Origin of the sequence: Megasphaera hexanoica (genome assembly GCF_043520715.1) — a bacterium.
Taxonomy (GTDB): domain Bacteria; phylum Bacillota; class Negativicutes; order Veillonellales; family Megasphaeraceae; genus Megasphaera; species Megasphaera hexanoica.
Window position 1 is genome coordinate 1,317,040 of sequence record NZ_CP171361.1, and the last position, 21,497, is coordinate 1,338,536.

The following is a 21,497-nucleotide window of genomic DNA, read 5'->3' on the forward strand; positions in this document are numbered from 1 at the left end:
TCCACAAAGGGATATTTTTTATGTTTTCTCGTAAAATGGGAAAATATAGTAAGAAATGGAGGAAAGTATATGAATTTATTACGTCGTAAATCATTCGACGACTTGCTGGCCCATACGCAGGAGAAAAAGTTGACCAAGGCATTGGGCGCCTTTGACATCACCCTTATGGGGCTGGGTATCATCATCGGAACGGGGATTTTTGTCCTGACGGGTATTGGAGCGGCCAAATATGCCGGCCCTGGACTCATGCTGTCTTTTGTATTCGCGGCCATTACCTGCGCCTTTGTCTGTCTGGCCTATTCCGAACTGGCATCGTTTCTTCCCGTATCGGGGAGCTCGTATACGTACGCCTACGCATCGCTGGGTGAAATATTCGGCTGGTGGGTCGGCTGGAGCCTGATTCTGGAATATTCCGTCGGAGCCAGTGCCGTGGCCGGTGGCTGGTCTGCCTATTTTGTCGGCATCCTTCATTCCTGCGGTATCGACCTGCCCAAGGCACTGACCAGCGTACCCGCTGATGGTGGTATCATCAATCTGCCGGCTGTGCTCATCGTCCTTTTGGCAACGGCCCTTCTCGTAGTCGGTGTCCGGGAAAGTGCCAGGGTCAATCGGATTCTCGTCTTTGTCAAAATCGGCACGATTTTCCTGTTCTTATTCCTGGCAGCGCCGCACATTGAGCCGGTCAACTGGCAGCCCTTCCTGCCCTTTGGCATGCAGGGCGTATTTGCCGGCACAGCCGTGCTGTTTTTTGCCTACCTTGGCTTTGACGCCTTATCTACGGCAGCAGAAGAAACGAAGAATCCGAAACGGGATATGCCAATCGGAATCATTCTGGCCCTGGCCATCTGCACCATCCTGTACATTGCCGTCTGTGCGGCCATGACCGGCGTCGTACCATATCCGATGCTGGATACGGCGGCTCCTGCTTCGTATGTCCTCGAATACATCGGCCTGCACCTGGGGTCGGCTATCGTCGGTACGGGCGCTATCTGTGGCCTTTCCACAGTCGTCCTTGGCATGCTCTTTGCCCAGAGCCGTGCTCTCTATTCTATGAGCCGGGACGGCCTCATGCCTATGAGTCTCTACAAAGTGCATCCGAAATTCCATACGCCTTATATCATTCAGATCATCATAGGCATAGTCGTCGCCTGTATCACGGGATTCACACCCATACACATCGTAGCGGAAACGTGCAGTGCCGGAACGATTTTTGCCTTCCTCTGCTCCTGCGTGGGCATTCTCATCCTGCGCCGCGTCTATCCCGACAAGCCGCGCGGATTCCGCTGCCCGGCCGTGCACATCATTGCTCCCCTGGGATTTATCTGCTGTGCCTTCATCTTCTCGGAATTATCTCCCCATACGCTCCTCCTCTTTGGCGGATGGTCTGTACTGGGACTGCTGATTTACCTCGTATATGGCAACCGTCATAGCGTATTGCAGAAAGAGGAAGCAGGAAAATAGGTGTGTTTACATCTACCATTATCGTCTTTATACTAAAAAACAGCTGCATTACATTCTGTGTAACGCAGCTGTTTTTGTCTGTCTGGTATATCCCGGGCCCGGTTGGGTCAGAGTTTTATCTTGGAAAAGACTTCGCCAATGGAATCGTGGAGTACCAGGTCGGCCGTATGGTCCATATCGGTACTTGATTTGTTGATGAGTACCAGTTTGTGGCCGTGATAGTAACGCACGAGGCTGGCGGCCGGATAGACAACCAGGCTGGTACCGCCGATGATGAGCATATCGGCATGACTGATGTAGTACAGCGATTGTTCGATGACATCATTGTCGAGGCCTTCTTCGTAAAGAACGACATCGGGCTTGATGGTACCGCCGCAGGCATCGCATTTAGGAATACCTGTCGTCTGCCTGATATATTCGGCATCGAAGAATTTATGACAGTGCTGGCAGAAATTGCGGTGGATACTGCCGTGCAGTTCCAGAACATTTTTGCTGCCGCCTTTCTGATGCAGTCCGTCAATATTCTGGGTAATGACAGCCTTCAGCTTGCCTGCCTGTTCTAGTTCGGCCAGCTTCTTGTGAGCCATATTAGGCTGGGCCGAAAGAGACGCATTCAGGATTTTATCCCGGTAGAACCGATAGAATTCGTCTGTATGCTGTTCGTAAAACGTATGGGAGAGCATCGTTTCAGGGGGATATTTGTAGTGCTGGTTATAGAGTCCGTCTTTACTGCGGAAATCAGGAATGCCGCTTTCCGTAGAAACGCCGGCACCGCCAAAGAATACAATATTGTCCGAATCATGGACCATCTGGAGAAACGTATCAATAGCAGACATGAGGACCGCTCCTTTCCAAACGCGAAAAACTACTTCTGAACTAATCTATATATCAAAATGAGTGTTTAGCAGCGAAATACCTGACCCGGTGCGGAACACCTTATCCCGGAAGGTGCGGATGGCGTCTGCATCCAGCTGATCTTCGTAGGCGTTGACCAGAAAATCCGCTTCCAAAAGTATCTGATAATCGGGGCCGTCGATGCCCGTATAGGTGTGATGATGGCCGATGAGCCAGCAGACGCGGTCGGTAAAAGACGAAGAAGAAGAGAAGGGTTCCAACAGCTTGCGGGCGATAGCCGGCCCTTCCAATTCCTGATATTTGCCGGACGAACTGCCATATTTTTCTTCTGCCGCGTGGATGCCGATATCGTGGAGTACGGCTGCCGTTACCAGGATTTCCTGCGTATCCGGAGCGAGGTGTTCCAGCTGACCAATCAAATCGGCGTAGGCGTAGACTTTGAGGAAATGCTGGATACGCCGGGGATCGCCATGGTCGTAGGCAACAGCTGCTTCTATTAGTTTGGGAATGTTCACATATATGCCACCTTTCTCAGAATCTGTCTATCGCTTTTATTATACACTATTTTCGGCTGGATAGGCGGTACAGCCGGCAAAAGGATTGTATTTTTTAGTATCAGAACTAACAGGCCCGGCAGCAATCTCATGGAAGTTGCCACCGGGCCTGTTGCCGGTCACTGTTTTCCTTCTGGCAGGATGTTTGCCAGGACGACGTGGTACCGTTCGTTATATTTTTTGATGGATGCATTGATTTTTTTACGGATGGCGATGATGTTTTCTTCGGAGTATTCTTCCGGCGGGATATGGAGGTCGCAGATGATATTCGGATGGCGCGCACCGGCAGTGAAGCGGAGATTATCCGTATGATACTGGGGATATTCCGTCTGGATCAACGTGTCGATATCGTGGCGCATGGCCGAAATGATTTTCTCATCCGTGCAGAGCGGATCCATGTGAACATTGATATTGATCTGGAATTTCTCTTTCAGAATATCCTCCAGTTCATCGACAGCCGAATGGACTTCTACGATATCGGACGTATCAGGCACTTCCACGTGGATGGAAGCATAGGTACGACCGGGGCCGTAGTCGTGGATTTTCAGGTCATGGACGCCGACGACATAGGGGCAGTGCAGAGCACAGTCGGTAATTTCCCGTACCAGTTCCGGGTCTGGTGCCTTGCCGAGGAGAATGTTGATGACTTCCTTTGCCAGGCTGCCACCGGAATAGAGAATGAGCAGTCCGATGAGCGTACCGGCAGCGGCATCGATGGGCAGAGTCGTAAACTGCTGGGCAATGGTGGCCAGCAGGACACCCGTCGTGGCGATGGCGTCGTTGATGCTGTCGGATGCAGTCGCCTCATTGACACTGGAGTGAATCTGCCTGGCAATATAGCGGTTATACAGGCACATCCATCCTTTGACGGCAATGGATGCGACGAGGATGATGACTCCCCACAACGAGAAATCCAATATTTCCGGTTCAAAGAATTTCGTAACCGATGCTTCACAGAGCTTATACCCGACGATGAGAATCAGGATGGCAATAGTAAGGGATGCCAGGTATTCAAACCGCCCGTGACCAAAGGGGTGGTCTTCGTCAGGAGGACGATTGCTCAGCTTGGCGCTTATTATAGAAATAAAAGACGATCCCATATCGCTCAGGTTGTTGAAGGCATCGGAAATGATGGCGATGCTGCCACTGGTCATGCCGACGAGAAACTTCCCGATGAACAGGAAGAGATTGCAGATAATACCCAGGATGCCGCCGACGATGCTGTACTGCTCGCGGACCTTTTTGTCAGTTGTATTGCTGTAATTCTTTACAGTATGACGGATGATATATTCAATCATACGTATCGCCTCTTTGGTATTCTCAAGATTGGTATCATTGTAGCATGAAAAGAATGGGTTGTGTAGAGATAGATTGAAAAAGGTGAATTTATGAACCGGAACGGGGCCTGAACATCTGACGGGGTATCTGTATATAACGTACTGAAATTGAAAAATATAAAATATATTGTCCTGTTTTTGCTATCTCAGTTTGACAAATGTTGTAGAATTTTGTAGTATAAAAGGGCACAGTGATTGATATGTGTCTGTGAATTTGTACGGTGGAGGGTTCAATCGATATGAGTTTACAATATGTAAAAGGCAGTTATATGGATGAAGTCATGTACGGTGACAAGCCTGTATTATTTACGCTGGAAGGTCTCGGTGAAGACCAGAAGGAAGAAGCCGAACGGTATAGCAAAGAAATATGGGACTGGATTCATCAGCATCATGTCCGTGTATTGGCCCATGCACCGCTCATTGCCAATTTTAAGAATAAGAAATGGCGGTCCGACGGGGAACCGGAAATTTCCGCTGAAGAAATCCGGGGATATCTGAAACATATCAACTCCGTCTATGTCACCTATCGTGGCGGGTTCGACATTTTCTTTGACACGAATGAGCTGTTCCAGGAACGATCCATCGTCGTGCGGGTTGGGAAAAATTTTGTTTTTGAAGGATTCAGTCTTTTATAAGACATTGTAGAAAATACGGTTCTATGTTACAATAATACCAGTTATAATTATGAGAGGTGAATATCATGGCAAAACACATCATTACTATTAATACAGAATCTATCCAGAAGACGGCGCAGCACGCTGGCTGCAGCGAATGCCAGACATCCTGCCAGTCCGCTTGCAAGACATCCTGCACGGTAGGCAATCAGGTCTGCACAAAATAAGGTTGAACACTGAGGGGACACCCTTTACCGGAAGGTAAAGGGTATTCTTTTTGTATGGAGGAACTATGTCTGAACAAATTAATCCGATGATCCATAAATATTGCCAGAACGGAACGTACATGCTGCTCGACGTCAATAGCGGCATCATCAATGTCATCGACAAGGTGACTTACGATATCCTCGACATTTATGACGGCACGAATAAAAACGCCGTCTATGAAGGACTGGGGACGACGTATTCCCGGAGTGAACTAGATGAATCTCTTTCCGAACTGGATGAACTGATAGAAAAAGAAATGCTCTTCGCACCCATGTGTGATAATTTTAAAGTCGTGGCTGAGGAAGAACCGGTCATCAAATCGTTGTGCCTCAATATTGCCCACGACTGCAATCTGCGCTGCAAATACTGTTTTGCATCCCAGGGTGATTATGACACGCATAAACGGGAACTCATGAGCTTCGACGTGGCAAAACGGGCCGTCGATCTGCTTATTAAAAGCACAGAAGGCAAGCGGCAGCACTGTGAAATCGATTTCTTTGGCGGCGAACCGCTTATGAATTTCGATGTAGTGAAACAGACTATTGAATATATCCGCGAACAGGAAAAAATCCACGATAAGGTATTTAAGCTGTCGCTCACGACGAATGGTATGCTCCTGGATCCGGCCAAAGTGAAATACCTGACCGACCAGCATATCAGTCTTATCCTGAGCCTCGATGGCCGTCCGGAAGTCCACAACCGCATGCGTCCCGATGCAGGCGGTCACGGCTCGTACGACACATGTGCACGGAATCAGGTTTATGCAGCCAAACACCGCAATGGCGAAGAATATTACGTGCGCGGTACGTATACCAAATATAATCTGGATTTTACAGAAGATGTCCGGCATATGGCGGATCTGGGTTTTGAAGGTCTTTCCATGGAACCTGTCGTAGGCGACGATTTATCCTATGCCATTACGGACGACGATCTTCCCAGGATTTTTGATGAATACGACCGCCTTACGGATTTTTATCTTCAGCGTTATGATGAAGGTCGTCCGTTCGTTTATTATCATTTTATTATGGATTTGTACCGCGGCCCCTGCATCGCCAAACGGCTGCGCGGCTGTGGTGCCGGTCATGAATACATGTGTGTCGTCCCCAATGGTGACATCTATCCCTGCCATCAGTTCGTAGGCCAGGACGGTTATGTCATCGGCAACGTCTACGATGGCGTGACGAATGATACTATTCCGGCCCTGTTTCGCGATATGCATGTCCTCAATAAACCGGAGTGTTGCAAGTGCTGGGCCAAGTTTTTCTGCAGTGGCGGATGTCATGCCAACAATATCAAATATGGCGGCAACATCCAGACACCGTACGAACTGAGCTGCCGCATCCAGAAGAAGCGCATCGAATGCGCCATGTATATCCAGGCGAAACTGGCCATGAAGCGGCAGGAAGCTGCACAGGAGTGATGATATGGTCCGCAAGATAAACATATTTCTCTGGCTTGTCGTATTCTTTTATCTGATTTACGCGCTGGTCATGGAAGGGCCGACGGCCAAGATGATCGGTCTGCTGGTGCTGGCAGTTCTTGCCGTCCTGGCTCAGATCATCGGATGGCGTCGGAAAAAGAAATAAGTAGACGGGGCTGTGATGGCAGCTCCGTTTTCTTGCTGGACATAGTTTTTTTCCAAATTGCATGATAAAATGCACCAAAAGAGTTGACTTTAATTCCGTATTGGAGTAATCTTATGTGTAGCTAAACAGTATACATTACAAATTAGCTCTGACACGGTTCAAGAAGTTTCATAGGAGTGATACAACATGAGCGAATTACTGAGAGTAGAAGGATTACACATCGCCGTAGAAGGCAAAGAAATCCTGAAAGGTCTCGATTTAACAATCAATACAGGAGAAACCCACGTTATCATGGGTTCCAATGGCGCCGGCAAATCGACGCTTTTCAATGCGATTATGGGCAATCCGAAATACGTCGTAACAGCAGGAAAGATTTTCTTTGAAGGAAATGATATTACCGATGCCCCCGTCAATGAACGAGCTAAGGCCGGTATTTTTATGGCATTTCAGCAGCCTATCGCTGTACAGGGTATTTCTGTTGAAAATTTCATCCGTAATGCCAAGAGCACCGTTTCCGGCCAGCAGCAGCGCATCATGCCGTTCCGTAGAAAACTGCATGCCCAGATGGATCAGCTGAAAATGGATAAATCCTATGCCGAACGGTATGTCAATGACGGCTTTTCCGGCGGCGAACGGAAGAAGACGGAAATCCTGCAGATGTGCATGCTCGAACCCAAGCTGACTATGCTCGATGAAATCGATTCGGGCCTCGACGTCGATGCCGTCCGCATCGTTTCGGAAACGGTATCCCAGTATCATAACGAAAACAATTCTATCCTGGTCATTACTCATCATAGTGAAATCCTGCAGCATCTCAAACCGGATTTCGTTCACGTCCTCATCAACGGCCGCATTGTCAAGAGTGGCGACGCCTCGCTCATCCAGACCATTGAAGCCAACGGGTACGAATCATTCAGAGGACAGGCTGAATAGGAGGTAGGACTATGGCTGATGAAAAAGAAAAGCTGGTCGAAGAACGGGAAGAAAAACTGAATGCAGAACGTCAGAAAATCGATACCTTCTCCGATTTCGGCAATATGTATAATTTTAAAAAGGATTTCAACTATTCCTATAAGACGGAAGCGGGTCTTACGGAAGATATCGTCCGTGAAATCTTGGAAAAGAAACACGAACCGCAGTGGATGCTCGATTTCCGTCTTAAATCACTCGATATTTTTAACCACATGGAATATCCCGACTGGGGTCCGGATATCAGTGAACTCGATATGGACAATATCGTCACTTACGTCCGCCCGAACGCTCAGATGAAAGCCGACTGGAATGACGTTCCCGACGATATCAAAGATACGTTCGACCGCCTGGGCATCCCCGAAGCGGAGAAGACATCCCTGGCCGGCGTCGGCGCCCAGTACGACTCGGAAGTCGTCTACCACAGCATCCAGGACGAACTGGTGCAGCAGGGCGTCGTCTATACGGATTTTGATTCGGCACTGGAAAAGTACGAAGATATCGTCAAGGCCCATTTCATGAAACTCGTGCCGCCGACGGATCATAAATTCGCTGCCCTCCACGGCGCCGTCTGGTCTGGTGGCTCCTTCGTCTACGTACCGGCCGGTGTCGATGTGTCCATTCCCCTGCAGAGCTATTTCCGTCTCAATGCACCGGGAGCAGGCCAGTTCGAACACACCATGATCATCGTCGAAAAAGGTGCCAAAGTCCACTTCATCGAAGGCTGTTCGGCACCGAAATACAACGTGGCCAACCTCCATGCCGGCTGCGTCGAACTCTTCATAGGTGACGATGCTACGCTGACCTATTCGACAATCGAAAACTGGTCCAAAAATATGTATAACCTCAATACGAAACGGGCCATTGTCGGCAAGAACGGGACCATCAACTGGGTCACCGGTTCCTTTGGATCCCATACGTCCTGTCTCTATCCTATGAGTATCCTCCAGGGAGAAGGGGCACACTGCGAATTCACGGGTGTAACCTTTGCCGGTAAGGGACAATATCTCGATACGGGTTCCAAGGTCGTCCACAATGCACCTCATACGTCGAGCAACATCAATTCCAAATCCATCAGCAAGAGCGGCGGTGTCTGCATTTACCGAGGCAGCGTCGTCATCAATCCCAAGGCAGAAGGAGCCAAGGCCAACGTCAGCTGTGAATCGCTCATGCTGGATGAACAGTCCCAGTCTGATACGATCCCGGCTATCGTCGTCAAGAACGACAACATCGACCTGGGCCATGAAGCCTCTATCGGCCGTATTTCCGACGAAGCGATTTTCTATCTCATGAGCCGCGGCCTCAGCGAAGATGAAGCCCGGGCCATGCTCGTACGGGGATTCGTAGAACCGGTTTCCAAGGCACTGCCATTAGAATATGCCGTTGAAATGAATAACCTGATCAACCTCGAACTCAAAGGTTCGTTGAAATAAGGGAGGAGGAGAAGAATGGCAAAAGATAAAGTAGTCGTACAATATAATCAGCTTCCGCGTCCTACCTTCCGCTGGATGAAAGTCAATCACCTCGATTTAGAACCACTGGCACAGAAATCCGTGCCCTCCTATACACCGGCTGAACGTCATACCGGCGATGCTGCCGTATCCTTTTATACGGGCCGGCAGGTACCGGATTTGGGGGACTTCCAGGGATCCAATGAAAAAGACCTGAACAAGGCCCTCGATGAAAGCAATACGGGCTGTGCCGTAACGGTCGGTGCAGGCCAGAAAGGTGCCGTATGGCTTGACTATACGGTCAGTGCTGCCGTCCCGCAGATTACGGGCCAGCTCACCATTCAGGCCGGAGATCACAGCGACCTCACCGTATACCTGATTTTTGACGGCGATGCAGCCGGTGGATATGTTAATTTCCTGACTTATGTCAAGACAGGCGAACAGGCTCACGTCAAAATCAGCAAAGTACAGCTCCACGGCCATCACGTCCGCCATGTGGAACACCGCTATGCCGATGCCGGTAAGGAAAGCACAATCGATTATGTCAGTGCGGAAATCGGCGCCAAGGCGGCTATCGTCTACTATAAGACAGACCTGATGCACGATGAAAGCAATTTCAACAGTCAGGCCATGTATCTGGGAAATGATGACCAGATTGTCGATTTTTCCTACTGGGTACCGACAAAAGGCGTCAAGACCAACACGGATATCGTGACGACGGGTGCCCTTCTCGATACGTCGAAGAAATACTTCCGCGGCACCATTGATTTCCTCCGCGGTGGCAAAAAGGCCGTCGGGTCCGAATCGGATACATGCATCCTTTTGAGCCCCAACGTCCATTCCATTTCGGTTCCCTTGCTGCTTTGCAAGGAAGACGACGTCGTCGGCAACCATGCATCCAGTGCCGGCCAGATCGATAAGGACAAGCTGTTCTACCTCATGAGCCGCGGCTTCAATGAAGCAGGAGCCCAGCTGATCATCGTCGAATCCAATATCCGCCCGGTCATCGATAAACTGGGTGATACTGATTTAGAAAATAAAGTTCTGCAGGCTGTACGGGAAAAGATGCAGTTCTGCTATAAGAAAGGTGATTGCCATGCTAAATGTACGCAAAGATTTCCCCATCTTGACTAAAGTCCACAATGGTCATCAGATTGTTTATTTTGACAATGCGGCAACGACGCAGAAACCCTATCAGGTCATTCATGCCATCGTGGATCTCCTGGAACATCACAATGGCAATCCCCATCGCGGTGCCCATATCCTGAGCATCGAAGCCGGTGAAGTCTATGATGAAGCCCGCGAAGCCGTACGGCGCTTCATCAATGCCGCATCGAGTGAAGAAGTCGTCTTCGTGCGCAATACGACGGAAGCCCTGAACCTCATTGCCCGCAGCTACGCCGAACCGAAACTGAAAAAAGGCGATAAAATCGTCATTCCTATTTCGGAACATCATTCCAATCTGGTTACCTGGCAGCGCGTCTGCCAGAAGACCGGAGCTGAACTGGTCTATATGTATCTCGACAAGGAAGGCCATTTTACGGAAGAAGACCTGGCTAAGATCGATGACAAGACGAAAATCGTTTCCTTTGCCGCCGTCAGCAATGTCTTTGGCATGAAACGGCCTGTAAAGGACATCGTGGCCAGAGCTCATGCCGTAGGAGCCATTGCCATCGTCGATGGCGCCCAGTCTACGCCTCATATGAAGACGGACGTACAGGACCTGGATTGTGATTTCTTCGTATTCTCCGGCCACAAGATGTGCGGCTCGGCCAGCACGGGCGTACTCTATGGCAAGAAAGCCATCCTGGAAGGAATGGAACCGTTCCTCCTGGGCGGCGATATGATCGAATACGTTCAGGAACAGTCCACGACGTTCAATGAACTGCCCTTTAAATTCGAAGCCGGCTCCCAGAACGTAGAAGGTGCCGTCGCCCTCCACGCCGCTATCGATTATCTGGAAGACATCGGCATGGACAATATCGAATCCCATGAATACGAACTGACGAAACACTGCCTGGAAGGGATGAAGAAGATTCCCCATATCCACATTATCGGCAGCACCGATCCGGAAGAAAAGACGGGCGTCATTACCTTTACCATCGACGGTGTCCATCCTCATGATGCGGCTACCATCCTCGACAGCTTCGGCATTGCCATCCGTTCGGGCCACCATTGTGCCCAGCCGCTCGGTGCTCATCTCGGCGTAGAAGCGTCCAACCGCGCCAGCTTCTATATCTACAATACCCTCGAAGAAGTGGATTACTTCCTTGAAAAACTGCCTCTCGTCCGCAAGCAGATGGGCTTCAACGATTAAGGAGATAAAAAGTCATGGAAAATATGAATGAATTGTATTCCGACATCATCCTGGAACACAACCAGTGTCAGGAAAACAAGCATCCCCTCGATGGTGCCAACCTCAGCGAACACGGCCATAACCCGAGCTGTGGCGACGATATTACCCTGCAGGCTGATATTCAGGACGGGGTCATCAAAGATGCCGCCTATACAGGCCATGGCTGTGCCATCAGCCAGGCTTCGGCTGATATCATGATTGACCTCATCAAGGGCAAGACCGTCGAAGAAGCGCTGCGCCTGGTCAACCTCTTCCTGGAAATGATCAAGCGGGAAGTGACTGACGATGACAAGCTGGAAGAACTGGAAGATGCTATTGCCCTCAAGAATATTTCCAACATGCCGGCCCGTGTCAAGTGCGCTGTCCTGGCATGGCATACGCTGAAAGATGCCCTGGAACGGGAAGAAAAGTAGTGGCTAGCAGTCCGCAGGCCGTGATTAGTGGCCAGTGATTAGTGGCTAGCGGCTAACATTTAGCAGTCAGCGGCTGACTGTTAGCAGTGCTGTATATGAAAAACAGGCTGTTCCATTAAGCAAATTTGCTTAATGGAACAGCCTGTTTTGGCATTTACGTGATAAGTCAGACAGCCAGTATCAAACGTCAAACATCAAATATCAAATATCCATCATTTCTGCATGGCATCTCCAGTGTCCCGGCTTCCTTTCCACTGGAGGATGATGAAGGCGATGAGAGCGATGGCGAAGGCGATGACGCTGGTCATCTGGGCTGATTTCAGGCCCAGTGTCAGGTTGACGTAGTCGCCACGGAGAAATTCCAGGAAGAACCGTTCGATGGCGTAGAGCATGACGTACAGGCAGAATACCTGCCCTTTCTTGTGAGGAAAGGCGCTGTAAAAGAGGAGGAGGACAAAAATCAGGATATCGCCCTGTCCTTCCCAGACTTCAGCCGGCCAGAGAGGCTGGTTCCCGTATGTATGGTAGGCCAGAGTCGTATCGGGGTAAACGATGCCAAAATTCCCGCCCGTAGGATGACCGAAGGCGTCGCCGTTCATGAGATTGGCCATGCGGCCGACGGACTGGCCCAGGATGATGGCCGGTGCCAGGAGATCGGCAAAAGCCCAGGTGTCGATGTGATGATACTTCGTGTAGAGGATACCGGCAATGGCTCCGAATAAGAGGCCGCCCTGGATGGCCATGCCGCCCTGCCAGACGTAGGGGATTTCCGTGAGATGATTGTGATAATAGGCCCAGTCAAAAAAGAAGACATCCCACAGCCGGCCGCCGACGATGCCTGACAGGCCGCAGTACATGGTAAAGTCGAAGATATGGACATGCCAGCCGCGTCCGTCCCTCTTCATGATGTAATATCCCGTGATGCCAGCCGAAATGATTCCCAGCATAAATAACAGACCATAGGCCCGGATTGGGAAGGAACCGATAAAAAATAAGTATTGATGCATAAAAAATGCCGCTCCTTTGTGATATAATGAAGACTGCTGCAATGAATACAGCTGATTCATTATACAACAGAGGCGGTCATTATGGAAGCCGTACTCAACGATGAGGAGAACATACCATGCATAGACATAACATAAAAAAAATCTGCCTTGCCGCATTCCTGACCTGTGCGGCCACTACCGGTGCCTGGGCTGCGCCGAAAGGGGAAAGCCCGGCAGGAAAAGCAGCCGATCCCGTTTTTACCGTCCCGGTCGTGGAAAATCCCATTTCCAATCAGAATATCAGGGACCTGCAGATTGTAGAAGATGGCCGGCGATGGCTGGTCAGTGACAAGGCACTGCAGCAATACGGCATCTATCCCAACCGGTCAAAGAAAGGGCAGTACTGGTTCCGCCTTCCCGCTGCTGATGATGGAAGGGAATTGTGGAAGGACCGCAATGTGAGCCTGACCCTGCCCGGCGCAGAAAGCAAAGAAGGCCGCAATATCAGCATTTCCCATGTACGCCGCCCCCTGGGCATCAGCTATGTCCTCGAACCGGATCATATGGAACTGCTCCCGGCAGCGCGGCAGGAACGGTCTGCCCTGAAACTGCGCCAGCAGCCTCTGCCTGAAGGAGAAGTCATGAAAAAATATGGCCGCGACGCCCTGGGCATGGTGCTGCTTTGGGATCCGGTCATGGATGAAAACGCCCAGGTACCGCCCCTGCGGACGAAGCAGCCCGTCGTATCCCCCTGTGCCTTCCGTATTACCAAAGACGGCGTCCTCCTCAGGAATCCCGATTTCGATACGCTTATCATGGAATGGAAAGCCAAGGGATACGCTGTCTGGCCGCTGGTCGATAATAACTTCAATCCCGGCCAGACCCACGACATACTGAGCCGGAAAGAGCTGCGGGAACAGCTCATCAAAGAACTCATCGGCTATGGCATCCTCTATGAATTTTCCGGGTATAATATTGATTTTGAAAACGTCAACTACGGCGATAAAGACCTGCTTACCCGGTTTGTCGGCGAATTTTCCGACGCCGCCCGGGCGTATGGCCTGAAAACGTCCATCGATGTGACGCCTCTTTCGGACAGCCCCAACTGGTCCCTCGTGTACGACCGGGCGGCCCTGGGACAGAGCGTCGATTACGTCATGCTCATGGCTTATGACCAGGTGGGCCGCACCAGCCCCGTGCCGGGCCCGACGGCCACATACCCGTGGGTGCAGACGGCCATACAGAATACTCTGAAATTCGTTCCTGCCCATAAGGTCGTCCTGGGCATGCCCCTTTACATGCGGATTTGGTATGAAGCAGACGATGGTAAAGACCTTCCCAAAGACATAGAAAGCTGGCCTGAATCTGTCAAAGCAACCGCCCCCCCGGCAGGTACAGCACCCGCCCGGACAGGTACGGCAAAGGCGAAACCGAAACTGTTCGTCCGCACCCTCACCATGGCTGACAGCCACCGTGTCCGCGAAAAATATGCCTCTTTCATCACCTGGGATGCAGACCTGGGACTGTATTACCTCGATACCCGCCTTCCCAAGGGAAGACTGCGCATCTGGTTCGAAGATGAAAAGTCTCTCAAAGAAAAAAAAGACCTCATCCACACCTATCAGCTGGCCGGTGCCTCCTTCTGGCGCAAAGGCTTTGAACCGGAAAACTTTTGGCACGGATTTGCAAAACATGAATTGACTTGACGTTACAACCCCTTTATAATAGAAAGGTCAACAACCTTACCTTCTATTTTATTTACGACGTGGGGGGTCGAAGAATGGAAAAATACATTCCACAAGAAATAGAAAAGAAATGGCAGAAAATCTGGCTTGATAATAAAGTAGATAAATGCCCGGACGAAAGTGACAAGCCCAAGTACTACGTACTGGAAATGTTCCCGTATCCGTCGGGCAATCTGCATATGGGCCATGTCCGCAACTACGCTATAGGTGACGTCATTGCCCGTTATAGAAGAATGATTGGTTACAACGTCATTCATCCTATGGGATTCGATGCATTCGGCATGCCGGCAGAAAATGCGGCTATCCAGCATAATATCCCGCCTGCAAAATGGACCTATGACAACATAGCCAACATGGAACGGCAGCAGAAATCCCTGGGCCTGTCCTACGACTGGGACCGGGAAGTTGCCACCTGCCATAAAGAATATTATAAATGGACACAGTGGATGTTCGAACTGATGTATAAACGGGGCTTGGCATACCGCAAGGAAGCCAAGGTCAATTGGTGCGAACACTGCCACACCGTCCTTGCCAACGAACAGGCTGAAGGCGGCGTCTGCTGGCGCTGTGACAACCCGGTCGTCAAGAAAGACCTCAAACAGTGGTTCTTCAAGATTACCGATTATGCAGACCGTCTCCTCGACGATCTGGACAAGCTGCCGGGCTGGCCGGAACGGGTCAAGACCATGCAGCGCAACTGGATCGGCCGCAGCGAAGGTGCCAACTTCTTCTTTGACATCCCGGAAATCGGTGAACGTGTAGAATTGTTCTCGACCCGTGTTGATACGATTTTTGGTGCCAGCTTCGTCGTCCTGGCTCCGGAACATCCCTTTGTGGAACGGATCATCAAAGGTAAGCCCAATGAAGCCGAACTGCGCGCCTTCATCGAAAAGATGCGCAATCAGAGCGATATTGAACGTACGTCCGATGACGCCGAAAAAGTTGGCATGTTCACCGGTGCCTATGCCATCAACCCGCTCAACCAGGCCAAGGTGCCTATCTGGATTGCCAACTATGTCCTCGTCGATTATGGTACCGGCGCCGTCATGGGCGTTGCCGGCCACGATCAGCGTGACTTTGAATTCTGCAAGAAATACAATATTCCCATCAAATATGTCATCCAGGATCCGGAAGGCAAGATCGACTACGAACACGATGACATCACCGAAGCCTACACGGGCGAAGGCTACCTCATCAATTCCGGTGAATTCAACGGCCTGTCCATTAAAGAAGGGCAGAAAGCCATTACGAAATGGCTCGTCGATCACGACTATGGTCACGCGACGGTCAACTTCCGTCTCCGCGACTGGCTGATTTCCCGTCAGCGTTACTGGGGTGCTCCGATTCCGGTCGTTTACTGCGAAAAATGCGGCGAACAGCTCGTACCGGAAGACCAGCTCCCGGTCGAACTGCCGGAAGACGTCAAATTTACGGCGGGCGCTACGTCTCCTCTGGAAACGAGCGAAAAATTCCTCCACACGACCTGCCCGAAATGCGGTGGCCCGGCTATCCGTGAAACGGACACGATGGATACCTTCCTGTGCTCGTCGTGGTATCATTTGCGCTATACCGATCCGCGCAACACGGAAATGCCTTTCGATCCGAAGAAAGCCAATTACTGGATGAATGTCGATCAGTACATCGGTGGCATTGAACACGCCATTCTCCATCTGATCTACGCCCGCTTCTTCATGAAAGTCCTGTACGATGCCGGCTATGTTGATAAAGTCGAACCGTACGAACGCCTGCTCACCCAGGGGATGGTACTCCTCGATGGCAGCAAGATGAGTAAATCCAAAGGTAACGTCGTATCGCCGGAAGAAATTGTATCGAAATACGGTGCCGATACGGCCCGCCTGTTCATCCTCTTCGCCGCTCCGCCCGAACGGGATCTGCCCTGGTCGGATACGGGCGTAGAAGGCTCGTACCGCTTCCTGAACCGTGTATGGCGCATCGTCTTCCAGTACATGGATCTGGCGAAAGCCGGCGACGACAGCAGCCGTCCGTACACGGAAGCAGAAAAAGCACTGCGTCTCGTCGAATACACGTCCATCCGCAAAGTAACGGTCGATGTCAAAGGGGCCGATGACCACTATGCACTGAATACGGCGGTCAGCTCCATCATGGAATACGTCAACGCCATGTACAACTACGTGGACAAGAATACGTCCATCCGCAAGGATGTGGCCGTAGAAGTCGTAGAAAATCTGCTCAAGATTCTGGCACCGTTTACACCTCATATCACAGCGGAATTGTGGCAGAAAGTCGGCTTTGAAGGCGATGTCCACAAACAGGATTGGCCGAAAGTCGATGAAAGCGCCCTTCAGGTCGATGAAATCGAACTGCCAATCCAGGTCAACGGCAAAGTACGTGACCGCATCACCGTTCCTGTCGAAATGGGGAAAGACGAACTGAAGGAACTGGCTCTCGCCCGTCCTCACGTCAAGACCTTTACCGATGGCAAGCAGGTTGTCAAATTCATTGTCGTACCGAAGAAAATCATCAATATCGTCGTAAAATAATATAGGAAAAGGGGTGCCGCCGGGCATCCCTTTTTTTGCAGAAGGAGCCGTGTCATGAAAGATAAACTCACTCCCAACCGGACGGTGCATCACCTTACGTCCCTGAATAATACGCCCTGTGCTGTCATCCTGCCAATTCTCACCATTGGCGGGGAAGAACACATCCTCTTTGAAGTCCGGAGCAGCAAACTGGCCTGGCAGCCGCGGGATATCTGTTTTCCCGGCGGCCGTATAGAAAAAAGCGATGCCAGCGCCCTCGATGCGGCCATACGGGAAACGATGGAGGAACTGGGGGTATGCCGCGGCGATATAGACATATTGGGACCCTTAGATTATATTGAATCCATGGCGGGCGTCACTGTCTGGCCTTTTGCGGCCCGGATTCATACGCAGGATTTCACTTTGAGCCGCGGAGAAATAGCGGAAATATTTACGGCCCCCATTTCCTACCTTCGCTCGGTCCGGCCAGAGGAAAAGCATATGGAAATCGCCACCCGTCCCGGAGCTGATTTCCCGGAAGACGTCTTGTACAACAGCTTTCGCGGTGACCGCAGCTGGAAGCGGCGCAAAACATATTCCGTTTATATTTATCGGTATCAGAAGTGGCCCATATGGGGCATTACAGCTCATATCCTGCGACATTTCCTGTCCCTGTACGAGGCATGAGAGGAAAGAGAATAAAGGAAGATGATGCCACATGTATTTGTATCGGCAGGACCACTAGTCTGGTACGGCTATACGTTTTTGTACGGATATACAATATAGCTATATATGGCCTTTAAAAATGTTACTTTATAATTCAAACGTGTATTCATAAATCATTTATAAATATTTTGTAAACTATCGTTTGCAATGATAACTATTCAATCATGAAAAAAAGGAATAAATGCATTGTATAAATAGCGTCTTTTTCTATTGATTAAATACGTGAAAAGTTGTACAATGCAAGTGTAAGAGCTTGCAGGTCGGATACGTTTGCCTTGTTGCAAGCGACGTTCCGTATAGATAGTGTAAAATTTTTGTATTTATGCAGTATCAATGGCAGGAAAGAAGACCTTTTAGTTTTTACGTAATAGATGTTTAAGGAGAGTGGGAACAGTATGGATTTTAAATTGAATGATCTGCAGAAAGACATCGTTAAAACCGTCCATGATTATTGTGAAAAGAAAATAAAACCGGATATCGGCGAACGCGATCACGCAGGTGATTTTGGCGAAGAACATGTAAAAGCTCTGATGCAGGACATGGGTATTGCCGGTATTTACTATCCTGAAGAATACGGTGGAATGGGCAATGACGGCGGCGATGTACTGACGTATATCCTCTGCGTGGAAGAAATTGCCAAATATGATGCCGGTATGGCAGCAACCGTTTCCGCTTCCATTTCCCTCGGTACCAACCCCATCTGGCAGTATGGTACGGAAGAACAGAAGAAAAAATATCTCGAACCGCTCGTAACGGGTGAAAAACTCGGTGCGTTCTGCCTGACCGAACCGGGTGCCGGCACCGACGCTGCTATGCAGCAGACGACGGCTGTCAAGGATGGCGATCATTACATCCTCAACGGCAACAAGATTTTCATCACCAACGGCGGTAAGGCCGATACGTACATCGTATTTGCCATGACGGATAAATCCAAAGGCACGAAAGGCATTTCCGCCTTTATCGTTGAAAAAGGCTGGGAAGGCTTCACCTTTGGCAAGAAAGAAGACAAACTGGGCATCCATACGTCCCAGACTATGGAACTCATCTTCCAGGATGTCAAAGTTCCGGCAGAAAACCTGCTCGGTGAAGAAGGAAAAGGCTTCATCATCGCTATGCAGACCCTCGACGGCGGCCGTATCGGCATCGCTGCCCAGGCTCTCGGCATCGCTGAATCTGCCCTTGACGACGCTGTCGCCTATTCGAAAGAACGTGTACAGTTCGGTCGTCCGCTCTGCAAATTCCAGAACGTTTCCTTCAAACTGGCTGATATGAAGATGAAGATCGAAGCAGCCCGTCTCCTGGTTTACAAAGCAGCCGAAGCCAAACAGGCCGGCGGCCGTTTCTCTCTGGAAGCTGCCATTGCCAAGAGAATGGCTTCCGATATCGCTATGGAAGTTACGACAGAAGCTGTCCAGATCTTTGGCGGCTATGGCTACACCGAAGATTACCCCGTTGCCCGTCATATGCGCGACGCCAAGATTACGCAGATCTATGAAGGCACCAACGAAGTACAGCTCATGGTTACATCGGGCTTCCTGCTCAAATAACCTATCCTTGTTTATGAGGCAGCCATTAGCGCTGTTGACATAAAAATTATTTTTAGGAGGCAACAGAAATATGGAAATATTGGTATGTGTCAAACAGGTTCCGGACACAGCAGAAGTAAAAATTGATCCCGTAAAACATACCGTCATTCGTGCCGGTGTACCGAACATCTTCAATCCGTTCGACCAGAACGCTTTGGAAGCTGCTCTTCAGTTAAAAGATAACCAGGGCGCAAAGGTAACTTTGCTCTCCATGGGGCCCCCGCAGGCTAAAGACGTTCTCCGTGAAGGTCTGGCTATGGGCGCTGATGAAGCATACCTCCTCACAGACCGCAAAGTCGGCGGTTCCGATACGCTGGCTACAGGCTATTGCCTGGCTCAGGCTGTTAAAAAAGTAGCTGAACTCAAAGGCATCGAACAGTTCGATATCATCCTTTGCGGCAAACAGGCTATTGATGGTGATACGGCACAGGTCGGCCCGCAGATCGCCTGCGAACTCGGCATCCCGCAGATTACCTATGCAGCAGCTATCGAAGTAAACGAAGAAGCTAAATGCGTAAAAGTAAAACAGCAGAACGAAGAAGGCTACATCATTACGGAAGCTAACTTCCCTGTCCTGATTACGGCTGTTAAAGAATTGAACGAACCGCGCTTCCCGACCATCCGTGGCACGATGAAAGCAAAACGTCGCGAAATTCCTGAACTCTCCGCTGATGACGTTAAAGCTGACGAAACCAAAATCGGCCTGAGCGGCTCCCCGACGAAAGTTCGTAAGATTTTCACACCGCCTCAGAGAACACAGGGCCTCATCATTCCTGTTGAAGATGACAACGACCAGGCAGCTGTTGATACCTTGATGGAAAAACTGACTGCTCAGAAAATCATTTAATTCTAAGGAGGAAAAGTGAAAATGGATTTAGCAGAATACAAAGGCATTTATGTCATTGCTGAACAATTCGAAGGCAAATTGCGCAACGTATCTTTCGAACTGTTGGGTCAGGCCCGCGTTTTGGCTGACACCATCGGTGACGAAGTTGGCGCTATCTTGATTGGTAAAGATGTAAAACCGCTGGCACAGGAACTGATTGCCCACGGTGCACATAAAGTATATGTATATGACGATCCGAAACTGGAAAACTACAACACGACGGCATATGCAAAAGTCATTTGCGATTTCTTCCATGAAGAAAAACCGAATGTATTCCTCGTAGGCGCTACGAACATCGGCCGTGACCTCGGCCCCCGTATTGCCAACTCCCTCCAGACCGGCCTTACGGCTGACTGCACGGGCCTGGCTGTTGACGACGACGGCAAGACCATCGTTTGGACTCGTCCGGCTCTCGGCGGCAACATCATGGCTGAAATTATTTGCCCGGACAACCGCCCGCAGATGGGTACCGTTCGCCCGAACGTATTCAAAAAACCGGAAGCTGATCCTAATGCCAAAGGTGAAGTTATCGAAAAGACTGCTAACCTCAGCGACGCTGATTTCATGACCAAATTCGTTGAACTCATCAAAATGGGCGGCGAAGGCATCAAAATCGAAGAAGCTGACGTTATCGTATCCGGCGGCCGTGGCATGAATGGTCCTGAACCGTTCACTGGCATGCTGAAAGACCTCGCTGACGTTCTCGGCGGTGCTGTAGGCGCTTCCCGTGCTGCTGTTGACGCTGGCTGGATCGATGCTCTCCATCAGGTAGGCCAGACAGGTAAGACGGTAGGTCCGAAAATCTACATTGCCTGCGGTATTTCCGGCGCTATCCAGCATCTCGCTGGCATGAGTGGTTCTGACTGCGTTATCGCCATCAACAAAGATGAAGATGCTCCTATCTTCAAAGTTTGCGATTATGGTATCGTAGGCGACGCATTCAAGATCGTTCCGCTCCTGACTGCTGCTATCAAAAAAATCAAAGGCTAATAGCTGAGATAGGTAAAGGACTGTAGCATGAAAGCAAAGGCTGTCATGCACAGTCCTTTTTTCTGTCTGAGGCAATAACATCAAACCCCAAACATCAAACCCAAAACATCAAACTTCAAACCCTATTCCCCCTTGACAAGCTGCAAAGGCGGTCGTATAATTTACGCATACCTAGTGATAAGAAAACAGTTTTGACAAGGACATGACTGGTTGT

20 protein-coding genes are annotated in these 21,497 nt (G+C 50.1%); 16 read left to right on the plus strand and 4 right to left on the minus strand.

What is annotated here, in order from left to right:
• Positions 1 to 69 precede the first annotated feature (69 nt).
• On the plus strand, positions 70 to 1,461 hold the full coding sequence (locus tag ACGTIC_RS06420; protein WP_059077339.1) for an amino acid permease: 1,392 nt from the start codon (positions 70 to 72) through the stop codon (positions 1,459 to 1,461).
• Between the two features lie 107 nt (positions 1,462 to 1,568).
• On the opposite strand, the gene ACGTIC_RS06425 is transcribed toward ACGTIC_RS06420, so the two are convergent.
• The 3 genes from ACGTIC_RS06425 to ACGTIC_RS06435 form a co-directional block, all read right to left on the minus strand.
• Entirely contained in the window at positions 1,569 to 2,297 is a 729-nt protein-coding gene (locus tag ACGTIC_RS06425) for an NAD-dependent protein deacylase (RefSeq protein ID WP_113856200.1), read from the minus strand.
• Between the two features lie 45 nt (positions 2,298 to 2,342).
• Positions 2,343 to 2,831 carry an HD domain-containing protein gene (locus tag ACGTIC_RS06430; protein WP_075582154.1) on the minus strand — a complete coding sequence of 163 codons (489 nt, stop codon included), beginning with the start codon at positions 2,829 to 2,831 and terminating at the stop codon, positions 2,343 to 2,345.
• Positions 2,832 to 2,989: 158 nt separating this feature from the next.
• Positions 2,990 to 4,168, minus strand: coding sequence for a cation diffusion facilitator family transporter (locus ACGTIC_RS06435; RefSeq protein WP_113856199.1), 1,179 nt, complete (start codon positions 4,166 to 4,168; stop codon positions 2,990 to 2,992).
• 278 nt (positions 4,169 to 4,446) lie between these two features.
• On the opposite strand from ACGTIC_RS06435, the gene ACGTIC_RS06440 reads away from it, so the two are divergent.
• The 9 genes from ACGTIC_RS06440 to sufU all read left to right on the plus strand — a co-directional run bounded on the left by ACGTIC_RS06440 (position 4,447) and on the right by sufU (position 11,863).
• The gene (locus tag ACGTIC_RS06440; protein ID WP_059077335.1) at positions 4,447 to 4,842 is read left to right on the plus strand and encodes a hypothetical protein; all 396 of its coding nucleotides are present in this window, start codon (positions 4,447 to 4,449) and stop codon (positions 4,840 to 4,842) included.
• Between the two features lie 65 nt (positions 4,843 to 4,907).
• Positions 4,908 to 5,048: a six-cysteine ranthipeptide SCIFF gene (scfA, locus tag ACGTIC_RS06445; protein WP_059077334.1), complete on the plus strand. Its 141-nt coding sequence runs from the start codon at positions 4,908 to 4,910 to the stop codon at positions 5,046 to 5,048.
• Between the two features lie 65 nt (positions 5,049 to 5,113).
• Positions 5,114 to 6,508 (plus strand): thioether cross-link-forming SCIFF peptide maturase, encoded by a 1,395-nt coding sequence (gene scfB / locus ACGTIC_RS06450; RefSeq protein ID WP_059077333.1) that lies wholly within the window; start codon positions 5,114 to 5,116, stop codon positions 6,506 to 6,508.
• A 4-nt stretch (positions 6,509 to 6,512) separates the two neighbouring features.
• Positions 6,513 to 6,674, plus strand: a complete 162-nt coding sequence (locus ACGTIC_RS06455) for a hypothetical protein (protein WP_154662689.1) — start codon at positions 6,513 to 6,515, stop codon at positions 6,672 to 6,674.
• A 186-nt stretch (positions 6,675 to 6,860) separates the two neighbouring features.
• Positions 6,861 to 7,607 carry a Fe-S cluster assembly ATPase SufC gene (gene sufC / locus ACGTIC_RS06460; protein WP_059077332.1) on the plus strand — a complete coding sequence of 249 codons (747 nt, stop codon included), beginning with the start codon at positions 6,861 to 6,863 and terminating at the stop codon, positions 7,605 to 7,607.
• A 104-nt stretch (positions 7,608 to 7,711) separates the two neighbouring features.
• Complete coding sequence (sufB, locus tag ACGTIC_RS06465; protein WP_394522612.1) at positions 7,712 to 9,076, plus strand: Fe-S cluster assembly protein SufB; 1,365 nt, start codon at positions 7,712 to 7,714, stop codon at positions 9,074 to 9,076.
• Positions 9,077 to 9,091: 15 nt separating this feature from the next.
• Entirely contained in the window at positions 9,092 to 10,228 is a 1,137-nt protein-coding gene (locus tag ACGTIC_RS06470) for a SufD family Fe-S cluster assembly protein (RefSeq protein WP_059077330.1), read from the plus strand.
• Positions 10,191 to 11,411 carry an aminotransferase class V-fold PLP-dependent enzyme gene (locus ACGTIC_RS06475; RefSeq protein WP_075582157.1) on the plus strand — a complete coding sequence of 407 codons (1,221 nt, stop codon included), beginning with the start codon at positions 10,191 to 10,193 and terminating at the stop codon, positions 11,409 to 11,411. Before ACGTIC_RS06470 ends, ACGTIC_RS06475 begins: the two co-directional genes overlap by 38 nt.
• 14 nt (positions 11,412 to 11,425) lie before the next feature.
• Positions 11,426 to 11,863, plus strand: coding sequence for a Fe-S cluster assembly sulfur transfer protein SufU (sufU, locus tag ACGTIC_RS06480; protein WP_059077328.1), 438 nt, complete (start codon positions 11,426 to 11,428; stop codon positions 11,861 to 11,863).
• Between the two features lie 212 nt (positions 11,864 to 12,075).
• Here sufU and lgt read toward each other — a convergent pair whose 3' ends face one another.
• On the minus strand, positions 12,076 to 12,870 hold the full coding sequence (lgt, locus tag ACGTIC_RS06485; RefSeq protein ID WP_113856197.1) for a prolipoprotein diacylglyceryl transferase: 795 nt from the start codon (positions 12,868 to 12,870) through the stop codon (positions 12,076 to 12,078).
• A 116-nt stretch (positions 12,871 to 12,986) separates the two neighbouring features.
• Between lgt and ACGTIC_RS06490 the strand changes: the two genes are divergently transcribed.
• The 6 genes from ACGTIC_RS06490 to ACGTIC_RS06515 all read left to right on the plus strand — a co-directional run bounded on the left by ACGTIC_RS06490 (position 12,987) and on the right by ACGTIC_RS06515 (position 21,283).
• The gene (locus ACGTIC_RS06490; protein WP_113856196.1) at positions 12,987 to 14,555 is read left to right on the plus strand and encodes a glycosyl hydrolase family 18 protein; all 1,569 of its coding nucleotides are present in this window, start codon (positions 12,987 to 12,989) and stop codon (positions 14,553 to 14,555) included.
• A gap of 74 nt (positions 14,556 to 14,629) precedes the next feature.
• On the plus strand, positions 14,630 to 17,116 hold the full coding sequence (gene leuS, locus ACGTIC_RS06495) for a leucine--tRNA ligase (RefSeq protein WP_113856195.1): 2,487 nt from the start codon (positions 14,630 to 14,632) through the stop codon (positions 17,114 to 17,116).
• Between the two features lie 54 nt (positions 17,117 to 17,170).
• Complete coding sequence (locus ACGTIC_RS06500; RefSeq protein ID WP_059077324.1) at positions 17,171 to 17,782, plus strand: CoA pyrophosphatase; 612 nt, start codon at positions 17,171 to 17,173, stop codon at positions 17,780 to 17,782.
• A gap of 434 nt (positions 17,783 to 18,216) precedes the next feature.
• Complete coding sequence (locus tag ACGTIC_RS06505; protein ID WP_059077323.1) at positions 18,217 to 19,368, plus strand: acyl-CoA dehydrogenase; 1,152 nt, start codon at positions 18,217 to 18,219, stop codon at positions 19,366 to 19,368.
• Between the two features lie 70 nt (positions 19,369 to 19,438).
• Positions 19,439 to 20,254 (plus strand): electron transfer flavoprotein subunit beta/FixA family protein, encoded by an 816-nt coding sequence (locus ACGTIC_RS06510; protein WP_059077322.1) that lies wholly within the window; start codon positions 19,439 to 19,441, stop codon positions 20,252 to 20,254.
• Between the two features lie 21 nt (positions 20,255 to 20,275).
• Positions 20,276 to 21,283 carry an electron transfer flavoprotein subunit alpha/FixB family protein gene (locus ACGTIC_RS06515; RefSeq protein ID WP_075582160.1) on the plus strand — a complete coding sequence of 336 codons (1,008 nt, stop codon included), beginning with the start codon at positions 20,276 to 20,278 and terminating at the stop codon, positions 21,281 to 21,283.
• Positions 21,284 to 21,497: the final 214 nt, after the last annotated feature.